The sequence below is a fragment of the Pleomorphomonas koreensis DSM 23070 genome, assembly GCF_000425185.1.
In the GTDB taxonomy this organism is placed as follows: Bacteria; Pseudomonadota; Alphaproteobacteria; order Rhizobiales; family Pleomorphomonadaceae; genus Pleomorphomonas; species Pleomorphomonas koreensis.
Window position 1 is genome coordinate 51,291 of the sequence record NZ_AULH01000006.1, and the last position, 17,793, is coordinate 69,083.

The window sequence follows — 17,793 nt, forward strand, 5'->3', positions numbered from 1 at the left end:
CGCTCAGGCGGCGGCGAAGCCCTCCATCGGAAAGTCGTAGCCGAGCGCCTCCTGCGACTTGCGGCGGAAGTCGGTGGGCGTGACGCCGATCATCTGCCGGAACAGCCGGTTGTAGTTGGAGACGTTGTTGAAGCCGACCAGGAAGCAGATCTCCTGGATGGAGCGCGACGTCGAGAACAGGTATTCGCAGGACTTGTTGATGCGCGTCTTGATGACGTAGCGGCGGAAGCCGATGCCGGTGCATTCGATGAACCAGCGCGAGAACATCTTGTAGCTCATGCCGACGAGGTCGGCGGCCGCCTCCATCGACACGTCCTCCTCGATATGCTCGCGGATATAGTCGACCACCTTGTTGAAACGCCTCAGCGAGGCGGTGCGCGTGTCGATGAAGTAGCGCGAGGTGCCCAGCACCGTCTTGCGGCGGCATTGCTTCAGGTGGTCGATGATGCGCATGAAGGAGATCAGCCGGTCCAGCGGCTCCTCGCTGTCGATGCGGTTCATCAGGGCGTAGACGGCCTGAAGCGTCTCGCCGCCGTATTCGACGCCGAACACCGCCTCGTCGAAGGCCGGGCGGAGCTGGCGCAGCTCGGTCAGCACGTTGGCGCTGGCCTCGATCCACTCCTTGCGGAATTGCAGGATCAGGTCGCGCTCGGGCACCACGGCGCCGTTGCGCACGTCGCTGACGAAGTTGTGCGGCGTGTAGGGACCGATCAGGAACAGGCTGCCGGGCCGGAAGTTCAGCACGGCGTCGCCGATGAACAGCTTGCCGCTGGTCCGGACGATCTGGTGCAACTCGTATTCCGGATGGAAATGCCACTTGCCGCTGTCGTTCGGCCAGCCGCAGCGCTGAAAGCGGAAGGAATTGCCGAGGCTGTTGTCGTTCACCTCCAGCGACGGCTTCATCTCGGGCATCTTCAATCCTTCATCGGCCGGTCTGTCGCCGGCAGGCTTTCGGTCCGCCGGCCGGCCGCCGGTCCTTCGGGGCATGATCGAAGGCCGGCGCCCCCTGTCAAGACTGACGTCCGGATCGCGCTTGCCACTCAGACCAAAGGCTAAGCGGCATGGCGAATTCCGCTGACGACTCAATGATGGGGTAGAAATAGTACAAGAGAAATCAGGAAAATCGTCTAGGGCTCCTATTGTCGGTCGGCTAAAACGGTTTGGCCGAAAGGCAATAATCACGGAGGAGACGTTATGAATATCCATGCAAAAGCGGCCCTGCTCGCCGCTTCGGCGACGCTTGTTCTGTCGGCCGGTGCTGCTCTCGCCAAGGATGCTCCCAAGATCGGTGTTTCCTTTCAGGAGATGAACAACCCCTACTTCATCGTCATGAACGAGGAAGTCACGGCTTTCGCCAAGCTGCTCGGCGACAATACGGAAGTCTACGTTGCCGACGCGCGTCATGACGTTTCCAAGCAGCTCAGCGACATCGAGGACATGGTGTCCAAGGGCGTCAACATCCTGGTGGTGAACCCGACCGACTCCGAGGGCGTGCGCAGCGCCGTCGAGGCCGCCAAGGCCAAGGGCGTGACGGTGGTGTCCGTCGACGCGCAGGCCGCCGGCGTCGACGCTTTCGTCGGCTCCAAGAACTACGACGCCGGCGTGCTCGCCTGCGACGCGCTGGTCAAGGAGATCGGCGGCAAGGGTGAAGTCGCCATTCTCGACGGCATCGCCGTGGTTCCGATCCTCGAGCGCGTCCGCGGCTGCAAGGACGCCCTGGCCAAGGCGCCGGACGTCAAGCTGGTCGACATCCAGAACGGCCGCCAGGAGCGCGACATCGCCGTTGACGTCGTCGAGAACATGATCCAGTCGCATCCCGACCTGAAGGGTGTCTTCTCGGTCAACGACGGCGGCTCGATGGGTGCTCTCGCCGCCATCGAAGGTTCGGGCAAGGACATCGTCCTGACGTCGGTCGACGGCGCCCCCGAGGCGACCAAGGCGATCGCCGCCGGCAGCGCCTTCAAGGCGACGGCCGCCCAGTATCCGCGTGACCAGATGCGCATCGGCCTCGCCATCGCGCTCGCCAAGTACATGGGCGCCCATGTGCCGGCCGTGATCCCGATCGACGTCGAGCTCGTCGACAAGACCAACGCGGCGACCTTCGCCTGGTAATCGAACACGTCGCGGGGAAGGACAGCCCGCCGGCCGCGTTCCCCTTGTCGGGAACAACGGGGAGAGTACGCTCTCCCCGGGTCCGGTCCGGCTCCCCTCCCCGCGACGAACCGGATTTTCCGGACGGTCCGATCAGCGCCGCCGATCGGCAGCCTGCCCCGAGGGTTCCGCCATGCTCGAAATGAAACACATCACCAAGAGGTTCCCCGGCATCGTCGCCCTCAACGACGTCTCGCTGTCGCTGAAGCGCGGCGAGGTTCATGCGCTGGTCGGTGAGAACGGCGCCGGCAAGTCGACGCTGATGAAGATCCTGTCCGGCGTCTACCAGGCCGACGAGGGCGAGCTTCTGATCGACGGCGCCACCGTTCACCCGACACGCACGCGGGAATCGGAAAAGCTCGGCATCAACATCATCTTCCAGGAATTCAGCCTGGTTCCCCATCTCAACGCCTATGAGAACATCTTTCTCGGCCGCGAGATCCGCACCAAGTTCGGCACGCTCGACGGCCGCACCATGCGCGGCATGGCCCGCGAGGCCCTCGACAAGCTCGACATGCATTTCCCGCTCGACCGGCCGGTCGCCGATCTGACGGTCGCCGAGCAGCAGTCGGTGGAAATCGTCAAGGCCACCATCTTCAAGTGCAATTTCCTGGTGCTCGACGAGCCGACGGCGACGCTGACCCCGCGTGAGGTCAAGAAGCTGTTCGAGGTGATCGAGCGCCTGAAGGGCCTCGGCGTCGGCTGCTTCTTCATCTCCCATCACCTCGAGGAGATCTTCGAGATCGCCGACACGGTGTCGGTGCTGCGCGACGGCTGCCACGTCTACACCGGCCCGGTCGACGGCTGCACCCAGGACCAGCTGATCTCCAAGATGGTCGGCCGCGAGGTGACGCAGGCCTTCCCGCCGAAGCGCGGCGTCGCCGACGCCGCCGAGGCGCCGATCATGGAGGTGCGCAAGCTGCGCTTCCCCGGCTCGGACAGCATCTCCTTCGAGGTGCGGCGCGGCGAGATCCTCGGCATCGCCGGCCTGGTCGGCGCCAAGCGCACCGAGAGCTTCCTGTCGCTGATCGGCCGCGATCCCTCCATCGAGAAGGACGTGCTGTTCGAGGGCAAGCCGATCGAGCTGCGCTCGCCGCACGAGGCGCTGACCCACGGCATCGGCTACCTGCCGGAAGACCGCAAGCGCACCGGCCTGTTCCTGCCCTTCTCCATCCGCTCCAACATCGTGGTCAGCACGCTGGACCGGCTGACCAACAAGCTCGGCATGGTGCTGCCGCGCAAGGAGAAAGCGCTCAGCGACCGCTTCATCGCCCGCATGCGCATCCGCACCACCTCCGACCTCAAGACGGTGTCGGAGCTGTCCGGCGGCAACCAGCAGAAGGTGATCATCGCCCGCTGGTTGGCCAGCAACTGCAAGCTGCTAATCTTCGACGAACCGACCCGCGGCATCGACGTCGGCGCCAAGGCCGAGATCTACGTCATGCTGCAGGAGCTGGCGGCCCAGGGCCTCGGCGTGGTGGTGATCTCGTCCGACCTGCCGGAAGTGATCGGCATTTGCGACCGCGTCCTGGTCATGCGCTACGGCTCCATCCGCGCCACGCTGACCGGCGACGACATAAACTCAGAAAAAATCATGCTTTACGCTTCGGGAGGTGAAAATGGGTGAAGCTGCTGCCGCGGATGCCAAGTCGCGCGAGCCAACCGGCGGTCTGGTCGGCCTTGCCAAGGCGGCCGTCGCCCGGCCGGAGTTCGTTTCCTTCGTCGCGCTGATCGTCCTGATGGTCCTGACCGCGTCGATGAACGACAACTTCCTGACGGTCGACAACCTGCTCAACATCACCCGTCAGGTGTCGATCACCGGCATCATCGCCGTCGGCATGACCTTCGTCATCCTGACCGGCGGCATCGATCTGTCGGTCGGCGCCATCGTGGCGCTCGCCTCGACGATGATGGCTGGCATGATCGCCAATATGGGCTTCCCCTTCTGGGCGGCGGCTCTCCTGGCCATCATGGGCGGCACGCTGACCGGCGCCGTGTCGGGCTTCTTCATCGCCCGCTTCGCGCTGCCGCCGATCATCGTCACCCTGGCGATGATGGAAATCCCGCGCGGCCTCGGCCTGATCTATACCAACGGCTATCCGCTGCCGATCGACCGCGAATACGGCTTCATCGGTCGTGAATACGTGCTCGGCCTGCCGATCCCGACGCTGATCATGCTGGCCGTCTTCGCGGTGGCCTACTTCGTGCTGAACCGCCTGCCGCTCGGCCGCTACGTCTATGCCGTCGGCGGCAACGAGGACGCGGCCATCCTGTCGGGCATCCGCACCGCCCGCATCAAGCTGATGGTCTACGCCATCTCCGGCTGCACCGCCGCCATCGCCGGCATGATCCAGACCTCGCGCCTCTTGTCCGGCCAGCCCAACTCGGCCATTGGCATCGAACTCGACGCCATCGCGGCGGTGGTGCTCGGCGGCACGGCGATCACCGGCGGCCGCGGCCACATCGTCGGCACCCTGATCGGCGCCCTGCTGCTCGGCGTGCTCAACAACAGCCTGAACATGATCGGCCTCTCCCCCTACAGCCAGCGCGTCGTCAAGGGCGTGATCCTGCTGGTGGCGGTGCTGATCGGCTACCTCCGCAAGCAGAACTCGCGCTGAGACTGCGGCGGAACCCCAGGTGAGACGGCCGGATCGCCCGATCCGGCCGGCAGGAAAAGCGGCAAGAGGTTGGTCATGACTGCGTATGTCATCGGCGTGGATGTTGGCACCGGCAGCGTCAGGGCGGCGCTGTTCGACGAGCGCGGCGGACGCCTCGCCGTCGCCGACCGCCCGATCCGCATGAACCGGCCGCGGCCGCTGCATGTCGAACAGTCCTCCGACGACATCTGGGCCGGCGTCGTGCAATGCGTCCGCGCCGTGGTGACCGCCGCCGGCGTGCCGGTGGAGAGCATCAAGGCGATCGGCTACGACGCCACCTGCTCGCTGGTGGCCGTCGACGCCAGGGGCAAGCCGGTGTCGGTCTCCGAGAGCGGCGACGATCAGTGGAACGTCGTCGTCTGGATGGACCACCGGGCGCTTGCCGAGGCGGAAGCCATCAACAAGGGCGGCCACGAGGTGCTGGATTTCGTCGGCGGCGCCATCTCGCCCGAGATGGAAATCCCCAAGATCCGCTGGCTGAAGACCCACCTGCCCGCGCAGTACGAGCGCGTTGCCCTGTTCCTCGACCTCGCCGACTTCCTGAGCTGGCGCTCGACCGGCAGCACCGTGCGCTCGGCCTGCACCACCGTCTGCAAGTGGACCTACCTCCACCACGAGAAGCGCTGGTCGCGGCCGTTCTTTGAGGCACTCGACCTCGTCGAGCTGATCGACGACAACCGCATCGGCGACGAGATCGTCGAGGCAGGCACCCCGGCCGGCCGGCTGACCGCCGAGGCCGCCGCCGAACTCGGCCTGTCGCCGGACGTGGTGGTGGCCGTCGGCCTGATCGACGCCCATGCCGGCGGTGTCGGCGTGCTCGGCGACAAGCCCGAGGAAGCGCTGGCGGTGATCGCCGGCACCTCGGCCTGCCACATGGCCTCCAACCGCGACCGCCACTTCGTGCCCGGCGTCTGGGGCCCCTATCACGGCGCCATGGTGCCCGGCTACTGGCTGGCCGAGGGCGGACAGAGCGCCGCCGGCGCCCTGGTCGACTTCGTGCTGCGCGACAGCGCCGCCTGGCCGGCGCTGGAGAAGGAAGTCGCCCGCACCGGCCGGTCGGCCTACGCCTGTCTCAACGAGCTGGTGAAGACACTGGAAGCCGAGAACCCCTTCCCCACCCGCGACTTCCACCTGCTCGGCTACTATCTCGGCAACCGCTCGCCGCTGGCCGACCCGACGCTGACCGGCATGATGGTCGGCCTGAAGCTCGACGACACGCTGGAGGGCCTCGCCGTCCGCTATCTGGCGGCGCTTCAGTCGGTCGCCTACGGCACGCGCCACATCATCGAGACCATGAACGCCAACGGCTACGCCATCAAGCGCATCCGCCTCTGCGGCGGCGGCGCCAAGAACCCGCTCTGGGTGCGCGAGTTCGCCGACGTCATCGGCGTTCCCATCGAAATCATCTCGGAAAGCGAGGCGATGCTGCTCGGCTCGGCCATGCTGGGCGCCACCGCCGCCGGTCTCTATCCGGCGCTCACCGACGCCATGCTGGCCATGGCCGGCGACGTGTCGGTGACGCTGCCCCGGCCGGAGACCGCCGCCTTCCACGACAGGAAATACCGCATCTTCCGCCAAATGGCCGACGACCAGATGAAATACCGCGGCCTCCTCGCCGCCGGCTGACCGACCTCCAGCCGCCCGACCCGAACGATCCCCGGCCGCCGGCCCCTTCCTCCGGCGGAACGGACCCCTCTTGCCCGGCCTCCGGCCGGCCCGAACAGCCTTTCAAAGGACCAGAGCCGTGACCTACTTTCTCGGAATAGACATCGGCGGAACCGTCATCAAGAGCGGCCTCTACGACGCCGAGGGCCATGAGAAGGCGGTGGCTTCCGAGGTCGACAACGGTGTCGCCGCCCACGTCGGCTGGTCCGAGCGCGATATGAACGCCATGTGGCGGATCGTCGTCAAGACGATCCGCCGCGTCGTCGCCGAGAGCGGCGTCGCGCCCGAGGACATCGCCGGCATCAGCTTCTCCGCCCACGGCAAGGGCCTCTACGCCCTCGACGCCGACGGCGAGCCGGTGCGCAACGGCATCATCTCCTCGGACAACCGGGCGCTGTCCATCGTCAAGGACTGGAAGGCCAAGGGCCTCGACGCCGCCGGCTACCCCTACGGCTACCAGCAGCTCTGGACCGGCCACCCGGTGTCGCTGCTCGCCTGGATGAAGGCCAACGAGCCGGACAACTACCGCCGCACCCGCCACGTGCTGATGGCGCACGACTTTATCCGCTACAAGCTGACCGGCGTGTTCGCCGCCGAGATCACCAACATCTCCGGCAGCAACCTCTACAACGTCGAGAAGGGCGCCTACGATCCGGCCCTGTTCCGGATGTTCGGCATCGACGAGATGGAAGGCTGCCTACCGCCGGTCGTCGGCTCGGAGGAATGCGTCGCCGGCCTTGGCGCCAAGGCGGCCGAGGAGACCGGCCTCAAGCCCGGCACGCCGGTGTTCGGCGGCTTCTTCGACGTGGTGTCGGCCGCCGTCTGCGCCGGCCTCGCCGATCCGAGCTTCGTCAATGTGGTGATGGGCACCTGGACCATCGTCACCTGGACCACCGACCGCATCCTGAAGCCGGAAGGCGACACCTGGCCCTACATCTGGGGCCGCTACTGCATGCCGGACCGCTACTTCGTCCACGAGGGCAGCCCCACCTCGGCCGGCAACCTCGAATGGTTCGTCCGCACCTTCCTCGGCGGCATGCCCGACATCTACCGTCAGGCCGACCTGATGATCTCGGCGCTGCCCAAGGCCGGCACCGGCATCCAGTTCCTGCCCTACCTCTTTGCCTCCAACCTCGGCGACGACCTCTCGGCCGGCCTGCACGGCCTCGCCAACGCCCACGGCCTCGGCCAGGTGCTGCAAGCGGTCTACGAGGGCATCTGCTTCTCCCAGCATGTCCATCTGGAACGCATCGTCGAGCTGTCGGGCCGCGACAAGACGTTGCGCCTCACCGGCGGCCCGACCCGCTCCAAGCCGTGGATGCAGATGGTCGCCGACATCTCCGAGATGCCGGTCGAGGTGATGCACGTCGAGCAGTCCGGCTGCCTCGGCGCGGCGATCGCCGCCGCCGTCGGCTCGGGCGTCCACAAGGGCTTCGCCGAAGCGATGGCCGCGATGTGCCCGTCCGGCGCGCTGGTCGAGCCGGACGCCGCCAGCTTTGCCGCCTATCGCGACAAGTATGCCGCCTTCCGGCGCCTTGCCGAAACCCTGTCCACCCTGCCGGCCGGCCGGTGACCCGCCAACGACCTGGAGCAAGACCGTGACCCGAGAGGCGCTGCCCAACCCGCTGGGCATCTATGAGAAGGCGCTGCCCAAGGACCTCGACTGGCCGGCGCGGCTGGCGCTGGCCAAGGCGCTGGACTTCGACTTCGTCGAGATGTCCATCGACGAGACCGACGAGCGCCTGACGCGCCTCAGCTGGTCGAAGGCCGAGCGCGCCGCCTTCTCGGCCGCCGTGCGCGACCTCGGCATCACCGTGCCGAGCGTCTGCCTGTCGGCGCACCGCCGCTTCCCGTTCGGCAGCCGCGACGCGGCCACCCGCGTCAAGGCGCGCGACGTCATGCGCCGGGCGATCGATCTCTGCGTCGATCTGGGCATCCGCACCATTCAGCTCGCCGGCTACGACGTCTACTACGAGGAAGCCGACCTCGGCACCAAGGAGCGCTTCATCGAGGGGCTGCAATGGTCGGTGCGCGAGGCGTCGCGGGCGCAGGTGATGCTGGCGGTCGAGATCATGGACACCGCCTTCATCAACTCGATCACCCGCTGGCGCGAGTATGACGACATCATCCGCTCGCCCTATTTCTGCGTCTACCCGGACCTCGGCAACCTCACCGCCTGGGGCAACGACGTCGACGCCGAGCTTCGGGGCGGCATCGACCGCATCGTCGCCATCCACCTGAAAGACACGCGCAAGGTCACAGCCGACTTCCCCGGCCAGTTCCGCGACGTGCCGTTCGGCGAAGGCTGCGTCGACTTCAAAGCCTGCTTCGCCACGCTGGCCGATCTCGGCTACCGCGGCCCCTTCCTGATGGAGATGTGGACCGAGAAGGCCGACGAGCCGGTGGTGGAGATCGCCACGGCCCGCCGCTGGATGATCGAGCAGATGCGCCTCGGCGGCCTGTTGCCGGCCGCATGAAAGCACTTGAGGAAACGCCCAACAAACAAAGCGAATGTCCGTCGGAGACGGACGAAAGGAGACTGAAATGGCTGTGAGTATCAAGGGTCAGGTCGCCGCCGTCACCGGTGGCGCTTCCGGTATCGGTCTGGCGTCCGCCAAGGCGATGGCCGAGGCCGGCGCCAGGGTCGCCATCGTCGACCGCGACGAAGAGGGTCTCGCCAAGGCCTGCGCCGAGATCGGCGCCGCCGCCTTCCCGGTGCGCATCGACCTCCTGGACCCCAAGAGCGTCGCCACCATGCTGCCGCAGATCCTCGACAAGGCCGGCCAGCTCGACATCTTCCACGCCAACGCCGGCGCCTACATCGGCGGCGACGCGGCCACCGGCGATCCCGACGCCTGGGACCGCATGCTGAACCTCAACATCAACGCCGCCTTCCGCACCGCCCACGCCGTTCTGCCCTACATGATCGAGCGCAAGCACGGCGACATCCTGTTCACCAGCTCGGTAGCCGGCGTGGTGCCGGTGATGGTCGAGCCGATCTACACCGCCTCCAAGCACGCGGTGCAGGCCTTCGTCCACACCGTCCGCCGCCAGGTGGCCAAGCACGACGTGCGCGTCGCCGCCATCCAGCCCGGCCCGGTGATCACCGCGCTGCTCAAGGACTGGGTGCCGGAGCGGCTCGCCGCCCTCAAGGCGGCCGGCGGCCTGATCGAGCCGGAAGAAGTCGCCGACGCCGTGCTGTTCATGCTGACGCGGCCGCGCAACGTCATCGTCCGCGACATGGTGATCCTGCCGGCCCAGTTCGACATCTGACCTCCCCCACTTCTCCCCCAGAAGTCCTCTCCCCCTGAAGCACGAAACGGCGACGCACCGGCAACGGTGCGCCGCCGCGTTTTTACTGGTCAGGTCATCCTCTGGAGCGGTGATAGCTGTCGAGGGCGACGGCGGCGATGATCACCAGGCCCTTGACGATATACTGCCAGATGTCGCTGACGCCGACGAGGATCAGGCCATTCGACAGCACGGCGATGATCAACGCGCCGATCAGGGTGCCCCAGATCGAGCCGATGCCGCCGACGAAGCTGGTGCCGCCCAGGATGACGGCGGCGATGGCGTCGAGTTCATAGGCCTGGCCGAGCTGCAAGCCGTTGGCGGCATAAAGGCGGGCGGCGCTCATCACGCCGCCGAGGCCGGCAAACAGCCCGGAAATCGCGTAGACGAACACCAGCACTGCGGTGACGCGGATGCCGGCGAGGCGGGCGGCGTCCTCGTTGCCGCCGATGGCGTAGATGTAGGTGCCGAGCACCGTCCGCCGCAGGATCAGCCACGACACCAGGATGCCGGCGAAGGCGATGATCACCAGCCAGGGTACGCCGAACAGCGAGCCGTTGCCGAGGAAGGCGAAGGGCATCGTCGTATTGAAGACGGTGGTGTCGTTGCCGATCAGCCGGGCGAAGCCGCGCACCGCGGTCAGCGATCCCAGCGTGGCGATGAAGGGCGGCAGCCTGACGACGGCGACCAGAAGGCCGTTGACGACACCGCACAGGAGGCCGACGCCGAGGCCGGCGGCAATGCCGACATAGCCCCAGCCGGGGATCAGCGACCCCATCACCGACACCATCGCCGATGCCGCGACGATCGAGCCCACCGACAGGTCGATGCCGCCGGTCAATATGACGAAGGTCATGCCGGCGGCCAGCGTGGTGTTGATCGCCGCCTGCTGCATGACGATGGAGAGATTGACGAAGGTGGCGAAGCGGCCGGACAGCAGCTCGAAGCCGATGCAGAGCAGGATCAGTACCGGCAGCATGCCGGCGATCTGAATGGCGGTCCGCAGCCGGTCGGCGCGCAGAAGCGCCTGCGCATCGATGATTTTCGTCGTGTTGGTCAACTGAACCTCCCGCGAGCATTCCGGCATTTCGCCGAAACACCGAAATGCTCCATCGTGTTGATGTCATGCGAACCGCGGTCCGCTTCGCCCGGAAATGCTCTATCTCTTTGTTTTTGACGCAATTCCGGACGCAAAACCGGTTCCCACTTTTGCTGGAATTGCTCCGGGCCTGTTCAGGCCACGGCCGCGCCATCGGCGGCGCCGGTGGCATGGGCCATGATCGCTTCCTGGGTGATCGGCCGGTCCGGCGCGGCGGCGATCTCGCCGACGATCCGCCCGTCGCGCATCACCAGCACCCGGTCAGCGACGCCGATCACCTCCGGCAGCTCGCTCGAGATCATCAGGATGCCGATGCCGCGCGAGGCGAGGTCGTCGATCAGCCGGTAGATCTCCGACTTGGCGCCGACGTCGACGCCGCGCGTCGGCTCGTCGAGGATCAGCACGCGCGGCTCGGTCTCCAGGAGTCGGGCAAGCAGCACCTTCTGCTGGTTGCCGCCCGACAGCGCGCCGGTCCGGGCAGCGATGCCGGGCGCGCGGATCGCCAGCCTGCTCATCGCCCGCTCGGCCCGCTGGCGCGCCTTAGCGGCGTTGGTGAAGCCAGCGCGGTGGGCGTCGCCGGCGGCAACGTTGATGCTGACGTTGTCGTTGATCGACATTTCGAGGAACAGGCCGAGCCGGCGCCGGTCCTCGGTGAGATAGACGATGCCCGCCGCGATGGCGTCGCGCGCCTGGCGGATGTCGATCTGCCGGCCGTCGAGCGCGATGGTGCCGCGCTTGCGCGGATCGGCGCCGTAGACGAGGCGGGCCAGCTCGGTCCGGCCCGAACCGACCAGCCCGGCGATGCACAGCACCTCGCCGGCCTTGAGGTCGAAGGAGCAGCCGTGGACGCGGCTATCGTCGCCGATGTCGCGCACGGAGAGCAGCGTCCGGCGATCGGCGGCCGGCCGGTGATCCTTCCTGTAGAAGGACGAGAGGTCGCGGCCGACCATCATCGCCACCAGCCGCTCGGCGGTGATCTCGTCGCGGCCGAGCGTGCCGACGTAGCGACCGTCGCGCAACACGCTGACGCGGTCGGACAGCGCGTAGATCTCCTCCATGCGGTGGCTGATGTAGATGATGCCGATGCCGTGCGCCTTGAGGTCGGCGATGATCTCGTAGAGGCGCTCCGTCTCGACCGTGCTGAGCGAGGTCGTCGGCTCGTCCATCACCAGGATGCGGGCGTCCGAGGCCAGCGCGCGGGCGATCTCCACCAGTTGCCGCTCGCCGAGCGACAGGCGGGAGACCACCGTCGACGGCGGAAAGGCGAGGCGGAGGCGGGCGAGCACGTCGCGGCAGGCGGATTCCTGCGCCTTGCGGTCGGTGAAGCCGCCGCGCTGGTGTTCGCGGCCGAGGAAGATGTTCTGCGCCACCGTCAGGTTGGGGGCCAGCGACAGCTCCTGATAGATGACGGCGATGCCCGAGGCGCGGCCGGCCTCAGGCCCGTCGATATGGACCTCCCGGCCGTCGATCAGGATGGAACCGCCGGCGTCGGCGCGATAGGCGCCGGAGAGGATCTTCATCAGCGTCGACTTGCCGGCGCCGTTCTCGCCCATCAGCGCATGCACTTCTCCGCGCTCCACCGACAGCGAGACATCCTTGAGCGCAGCCATGCTGCCGAAGGTTTTGCTGATATGGCGCATTTCGAGAAGCGGCGCCGGCCGTCCGGAGGTTTGCTCCACGTCCATTCTCCCGATCGGTCCGGTATCGAGGGAGGCCGCCGCGGCGGGGGGATGCCGCGGCGGCCGTTGCTGCCGTCAGCGTTCGGCGTCCCAGCCGATGTAGCTGCCGACGTTGTCGGCGGTCACCAGCTTGGTGTCGAGCAGCACCGGCTCCGACGGCTGGGCCTCGCCGCGGAAGACGGCGAGCGCCATCTCCGTCGCCTTGGCGGCCATCGCATAGGGATCCTGGGAGGAGGAGGCGACGATCCGGGTCTCGCCCGACTTGAGGGCGGCGACGACATCGGGAGCGCCGTCGACGCCGGCAATGATCATCTCCTGCCGGTTGAGCTGCTTGGCAGCGAGGTCGGCGCCGAGCGCGGTCGGGTCGTTGGCCCCGAACACGGCGTCGATATGCGGGAAGCGGGTCAGAAGGCCCTGCATGACGGCGAAGCCGCCGTCGCGCGACGCCTTGCCGTCCTGGTTGTCCGACAGGATCTTGATGTCGGGATAGCCGGCGAAGGCCTGCTTGCAGCCGGTGACCCGATCGATGATCGAGGACACCGGCGGACCGTTGATGATGACCACCTCGCCCTTGCCCTTGAGCTGGTCGGCCAGATACTTGCAGGCGATTTCGCCGGCCTGGACGTTGTTGGTCATCACCGTGACGTCGGCGCCCTTGGCCGAGACGTCGAAGGCGCCGATGGTGATGCCGGCCGCCTTGGCCTTGGCGATCGCCGGGGCGATGGCGTTGGCGTCCACCGAGTTGATCATGATCAGGCCGACGCCGGAGGCGATGAAATTGTCGATCTGCGTCGCCTGCTTGTTGAGGTCGTAGTCGGCGCCGATGACGGTGACGTCGGCATTGGGAGCGGCCTTGGCCACGGTGTCCTTGGCGCCCGCCACCAGCGGCACGAAGAACGGATTGCCGAGCGTGCCGACGGTGATGCCGACGCGTTCGGGGACCTTGTCGGCGGCGATCGCCGGCACAGCCGCGAGCGCGAGGGCGGCGGCAGCCATGAGATGGGTTGCAGGCTTCATTGCTCTCCTCCTTGTTCGGACGGCGCGGCGCGCGATCTCGGCGGCCGGCTGTCCTTCGGCAGACACGCGGGTCTGCATTCGCGGGCGATCATGCCGAAGTTTCGGAACGACCGCGCCAAGCTCTTGTGGCGATCAGGCGCCCTCCTCCCCGAGGACCTTGCCGATCGCAGCCAGCCAGACGACCACGGCTTCGGCGCCGGGATCGGGATGCCCGACCGCCCGGTCGCCGAGATAGCTCGACCGGCCGCGCCGGGACGCGATGGCGGCGGTGGCGGCCGCGCCATGGGTGGCGGCCTCGACGGCTGCCGCGTGGGCGGCGCGCGGATCGTCGCCGGCGGCGGCCAGCGCCTCGGCGGCCGGCAGCAGGGCGTCGAGCATGGTGCGGTCGCCGGGGCGGGCGTCGCCCAGCCGGGAAATGGCATCGGCGGCGGCGGCCAGCGCCTCGCCCCACAGGGCGACGCCCTCCCCGGCCGACTGATCGGCGACGGCGGCGGCGCGCATCAGGCCGACGGCGTAGAGCGCGCCCGAGGTGCCGCCCACCGTCTTGCGGACGACCGCAGACAGGCGCCGCAGCGCCGCCGGCCGGCCGAGGGCGCGATAATCGTCGATCCCGGCCAGGATCGCCTCGGCGCCACGGGCCAGATTGAGGCCGAGGTCGCCGTCGCCGACCGCCTGGTCGAGCGCGGTGAGGCGCGCCTCGTCGGCGATCAGCGCCCGGGCGGCCGCCTCGATGGCCGGAACAAGGCGGGGATCGGGTTCACCGGCGCTATCCAGCGCCTCGTCGGGGCGGGCGGCCATCGCCACGGAGGGCGCGACGCTGACCGGAGCCGTCGAGACCGGCCAGGCCGAGGCGGTGGTCGGCGCGTCGAGATGGCCGAGGAGCGGGTCGTCGACGGCGAGCGCCGACAGCGAGAAGCCGGCCATGTCGAGGGCTGTCAGGAAGGCGCCCGTCCACATGCGCTCGACGCGGAGGCCGCGCGCCTCGGCGGCGCGGGCGGCCTCGCCGGCGACGATGGCCATTTCCATCGACGGCGTCGCGCCGAGATTGTTGACCAGCAGCACGACGCGGTCGCCGGCCGCAAGGCCGCGATCGTCGAAGATGCGCTCGGCCACTGTCGAAACCAGCGCGCCGGCGGGCTGCAACCGGTCGCGGCGGACGCCGGCTTCGCCGTGGATACCGAGGCCGAATTCGATCTCGTCGTCGGCCAGCGAGAAGCTCGGCCGGCCGGCGGCCGGCACGGTGCAGGCGGTGAGGCCGACGCCCATCGAGCCGACGCCGGCGCTCACCCGCCGCGCCAGTGCGGCGACCTCGCCCAGGGAAAGGCCGGCCGCCGCGGCGGCGCCGGCCACCTTGTGGACGAGGACGGTGCCGGCGATGCCGCGCCGGCCGGCGTTGGACGCGCCGGTGGCAAGCGACACGTCGTCGGCCACGATGACCATCTCGACGGGAATGCCCTCGGCGCGGGCGATTTCGGCGGCGAGGCCGAAATTGAGGCGGTCGCCGGTATAGGACTTGACGATCAGCAGCACGCCGGCCGGCCCGCCGACGGCGCGGATGGCCGAGAGCACGGCATCGGTCGACGGCGAGGTGAACACGTCGCCGCAGACGGCGGCGGTCAGCATGCCGGCGCCGACATAGCCGGCATGGGCCGGTTCGTGGCCGGAGCCGCCGCCGGAGACCAGCGCTACCTGACCGGAGGACCGGACCGCGTCGAGGTCGCGACGGACGATGACGCGCTCGCCTTCGATGCGGGCAAGGCCGTCCACCGACCGGACGAGGCCGTCGATCATGTCGTCGACCACGGCGCCGACGTCGTTGATCAGCTTCTTCACGCCTTCCTCCTCGTCCACCGGTGAGCCACGGCGTTGCGTGGTCCTCCTCACCGTCATGTTTGTACGGACAAGACGGACGATACGTTCGGTACTGAACAATTGTCAAGACGGTATTGACGCCTCGGGACGCAAAAGGTACAGCTATTTTGTCCGTACAATACCGACAAACGACGAGCCGCGTCCCCTTCGAGGAATGGCGACGCCGGATCAGCGCTTCAAACGGTCCTCCGCCAGGACCCGCAAAACGAGGAGATGAACCATGGCCCAACACCGGCTCTCGACGAGCTACCGCATGAACCGGCTTTTCCACGAGGACCGGGCGGCGCTGATCGTGCCGGTCGACCACGGCGTCGTCTGGGGCCGCGTTCCAGCCCTCGAAGCGCCCGTCGACGTGATCAAGAGCTACATGCAGGAGGACGTCACCGGCTTCATGGTGACCACCGGCATCGTCCGCGCCACCGAAGCCCTCCTGGCCCGCCAGTCGCAGTTCGCCCGCGTGCTGGCCATCGACGCCTTCTGGTCGACCAAGACGCCCGACAAGGGCACCGGCACCATCGTCGCCCGGCTGGAGGACGCCGTCCGCCTCGGCGTCGACTGCGTCAAGCTGCTCTTGCCCTGGAACGTCTCCGACGAGGAGAAGATCCTCTACTGCGAGCGCATCGGCAACGTGATCTCCGAGGCCGCCAAGTGGGAGATGCCGGTGATGGTCGAGCCGGTGCTGCTGGCGGTGCCGCGCTCGCCGGAGGTGGTCAAGCAGGAGATCGAGGTGGCGCGTATCGCCTTCGACCTCGGCGCCGACATCATCAAGATCACCTTCCCCGGCGCCGAGGAAACCGCCCGCCTCGTCGAGGAGCTGCGCATTCCGATCGTGGTGGCCGGCGGCGCGCTGTCCGGCGACAGCAAGTCGACGCTGACCGATTCGGAAGAGGTGATCCGGGCCGGCGCCCAGGGCCTGGTCATCGGCCGCAAGGTCTGGCAGCGGCCGGAGGCGGAAGCCAAGGAAACGATCCGCGAACTGGCGCGCATCACCCGCCGGCACTATACCCGCCACTGGTAAGGAGAGGGCGCGATGTCCGGGCTGTATTGCGGTGTCGACGTCGGCTCGACCAACATCAAGGTGGTGCTGGTCGACGAGGCGGCGGGCGTTATTGCCCGTCGCCGCCGCCCGACGCCACGCCTCGGACGGGATGCGCCGAACGCGCGGGCCGGCGAAGCCGACCCGCTCGTCCTGCTGCGGGCGCTCGAAGACATGATCATCGACGCCTGGCAGGACGCCGCCGGCGGCCGGCCGATTTCGGCCATCGCCGCCGCCGGGGTGGGCGAGGACGGATGCCTGGTCGACGCCGCCTTGCGGCCGCTCTCCACCGTCATTCCCTGGTTCGACGACCGCGCCGCCGCCGAGGCGGATGAACTCGCAGCCGGTCATGACTGCGCGGATGTCACCGGCCTCGCCTTCGAGCCGACCCGCACCGCCGCCAAATGGCTGTGGATCGCCCGTCACCGACCCGTGCCGGAGGCCGCCGGCTGGATCGCCCTCACCGATTTTCCGGCCGCTTCGTGGTCGGGACGGGCGTTCCTCAGCGAGACGCTGGCCGCCCGCACCGCCTGCTACGACATTGCCGCCCGCGCCTTCCGCGACGACCTCCTCGCGGCGGCGCGGGCGCCGGCGCTGCCGCCGGTGCTGCCGGCCGGCGAGACGGTCGGCATCATGCGGCCGGGGCGTCTCACGGAAGCCGGGGCGGCCACCGCCGCCACCCGGCTGGTCGCCGGCGGGCATGACCATCCGGTCGCCGCCTCGGTCGCCCACCGCCTCGATCCGGCGGCTATCGTCGATTCGCTCGGTACCGCCGAGCTGGTCTATGGCGAGACCGATCGTTCCGTCCCGCCAAGACCGGACATCGTCCGCTCGGTTTCCGTGCTGCGCCGCGGCCGCGAGGCCCGCTTCAAGGTGTTCGAGTTCGCGGCGGCGCTGGCGCCGCTCAGGATTGCGACGCCGACGGGCGATCTGCTCTCCGACCTCTTTGCCGCCGCCGAAATTCCCGTCGATACGGCGCCGGCCATCGATCCGACCGATCATGCGGCGGTGGCCGCCGCCCTTGCCAGCGCCGACGAGCGGGGTGCCCGCCGCATCGCGGCGGCCGTGCTCGTCGCCTGCGCCCGGATCACCGCCGGCATCCTGGACGACCTCGCCGCCTCCGGCGTCGGCGACGGTCCGCTGTTTGCGACCGGCGGCTGGAGCCGCTCCGACGCGCTGATGCGCCTCCGCGCCGACGTTCTCGGTCGTCCGATCCGCCGCATCGACGAGCCCGAACTCGCCGCCCTCGGCGCGGCACTGATCGCCGGCGCCCGGCCGGATCTCGCACGCATGCTGAAAGTGGGCGAGATCGTCGCCTGAAGCGCC

14 protein-coding genes are annotated in these 17,793 nt (G+C 68.3%); 9 read left to right on the forward strand and 5 right to left on the reverse strand.

From position 1 onward, the window contains the following. Window positions 1-3: 3 nt before the first annotated feature. The gene (locus H512_RS22395) at window positions 4-912 is read right to left on the reverse strand and encodes an AraC family transcriptional regulator (RefSeq protein ID WP_169507125.1); all 909 of its coding nucleotides are present in this window, start codon (window positions 910-912) and stop codon (window positions 4-6) included. A gap of 288 nt (window positions 913-1,200) precedes the next feature. Here H512_RS22395 and H512_RS0103690 point away from each other — a divergent pair, with 288 nt between their 5' ends. The 7 genes from H512_RS0103690 (at window position 1,201) to H512_RS0103720 (ending at window position 9,746) form a co-directional block, all read left to right on the forward strand. Next, entirely contained in the window at window positions 1,201-2,112 is a 912-nt protein-coding gene (locus H512_RS0103690) for a substrate-binding domain-containing protein (protein WP_210162660.1), read from the forward strand. Between the two features lie 172 nt (window positions 2,113-2,284). Then, a complete protein-coding gene (locus H512_RS0103695) occupies window positions 2,285-3,778 on the forward strand; it encodes a sugar ABC transporter ATP-binding protein (protein WP_026782323.1) in 1,494 nt (497 codons plus the stop codon). After that, window positions 3,771-4,769 carry an ABC transporter permease subunit gene (locus H512_RS0103700; RefSeq protein WP_084798285.1) on the forward strand — a complete coding sequence of 333 codons (999 nt, stop codon included), beginning with the start codon at window positions 3,771-3,773 and terminating at the stop codon, window positions 4,767-4,769. Before H512_RS0103695 ends, H512_RS0103700 begins: the two co-directional genes overlap by 8 nt. A 75-nt stretch (window positions 4,770-4,844) precedes the next feature. After that, complete coding sequence (locus tag H512_RS0103705; protein ID WP_026782325.1) at window positions 4,845-6,434, forward strand: FGGY-family carbohydrate kinase; 1,590 nt, start codon at window positions 4,845-4,847, stop codon at window positions 6,432-6,434. Window positions 6,435-6,552: 118 nt separating this feature from the next. Next, window positions 6,553-8,046 carry an FGGY-family carbohydrate kinase gene (locus tag H512_RS0103710; RefSeq protein WP_026782326.1) on the forward strand — a complete coding sequence of 498 codons (1,494 nt, stop codon included), beginning with the start codon at window positions 6,553-6,555 and terminating at the stop codon, window positions 8,044-8,046. 25 nt (window positions 8,047-8,071) lie between these two features. After that, on the forward strand, window positions 8,072-8,950 hold the full coding sequence (locus H512_RS0103715) for an L-ribulose-5-phosphate 3-epimerase (protein WP_026782327.1): 879 nt from the start codon (window positions 8,072-8,074) through the stop codon (window positions 8,948-8,950). A gap of 67 nt (window positions 8,951-9,017) precedes the next feature. Next, window positions 9,018-9,746, forward strand: a complete 729-nt coding sequence (locus H512_RS0103720) for an SDR family oxidoreductase (protein WP_026782328.1) — start codon at window positions 9,018-9,020, stop codon at window positions 9,744-9,746. Window positions 9,747-9,840: 94 nt separating this feature from the next. Here H512_RS0103720 and H512_RS0103725 read toward each other — a convergent pair whose 3' ends face one another. The 4 genes from H512_RS0103725 to dhaK form a co-directional block, all read right to left on the reverse strand. Beyond that, on the reverse strand, window positions 9,841-10,851 hold the full coding sequence (locus H512_RS0103725) for an ABC transporter permease subunit (protein ID WP_084798288.1): 1,011 nt from the start codon (window positions 10,849-10,851) through the stop codon (window positions 9,841-9,843). Window positions 10,852-10,997: 146 nt separating this feature from the next. Further along, on the reverse strand, window positions 10,998-12,503 hold the full coding sequence (locus H512_RS0103730) for a sugar ABC transporter ATP-binding protein (RefSeq protein WP_245585350.1): 1,506 nt from the start codon (window positions 12,501-12,503) through the stop codon (window positions 10,998-11,000). 114 nt (window positions 12,504-12,617) lie between these two features. Then, entirely contained in the window at window positions 12,618-13,559 is a 942-nt protein-coding gene (locus H512_RS0103735) for an ABC transporter substrate-binding protein (RefSeq protein WP_026782331.1), read from the reverse strand. Window positions 13,560-13,691: 132 nt separating this feature from the next. Continuing rightward, entirely contained in the window at window positions 13,692-15,392 is a 1,701-nt protein-coding gene (gene dhaK, locus H512_RS0103740; protein ID WP_026782332.1) for a dihydroxyacetone kinase subunit DhaK, read from the reverse strand. A gap of 259 nt (window positions 15,393-15,651) precedes the next feature. On the opposite strand from dhaK, the gene H512_RS0103745 reads away from it, so the two are divergent. Beyond that, the gene (locus H512_RS0103745; protein ID WP_245585343.1) at window positions 15,652-16,449 is read left to right on the forward strand and encodes a class I fructose-bisphosphate aldolase; all 798 of its coding nucleotides are present in this window, start codon (window positions 15,652-15,654) and stop codon (window positions 16,447-16,449) included. Between the two features lie 12 nt (window positions 16,450-16,461). Next, a complete protein-coding gene (locus H512_RS22400) occupies window positions 16,462-17,787 on the forward strand; it encodes an FGGY family carbohydrate kinase (RefSeq protein WP_053239529.1) in 1,326 nt (441 codons plus the stop codon). Window positions 17,788-17,793: the final 6 nt, after the last annotated feature.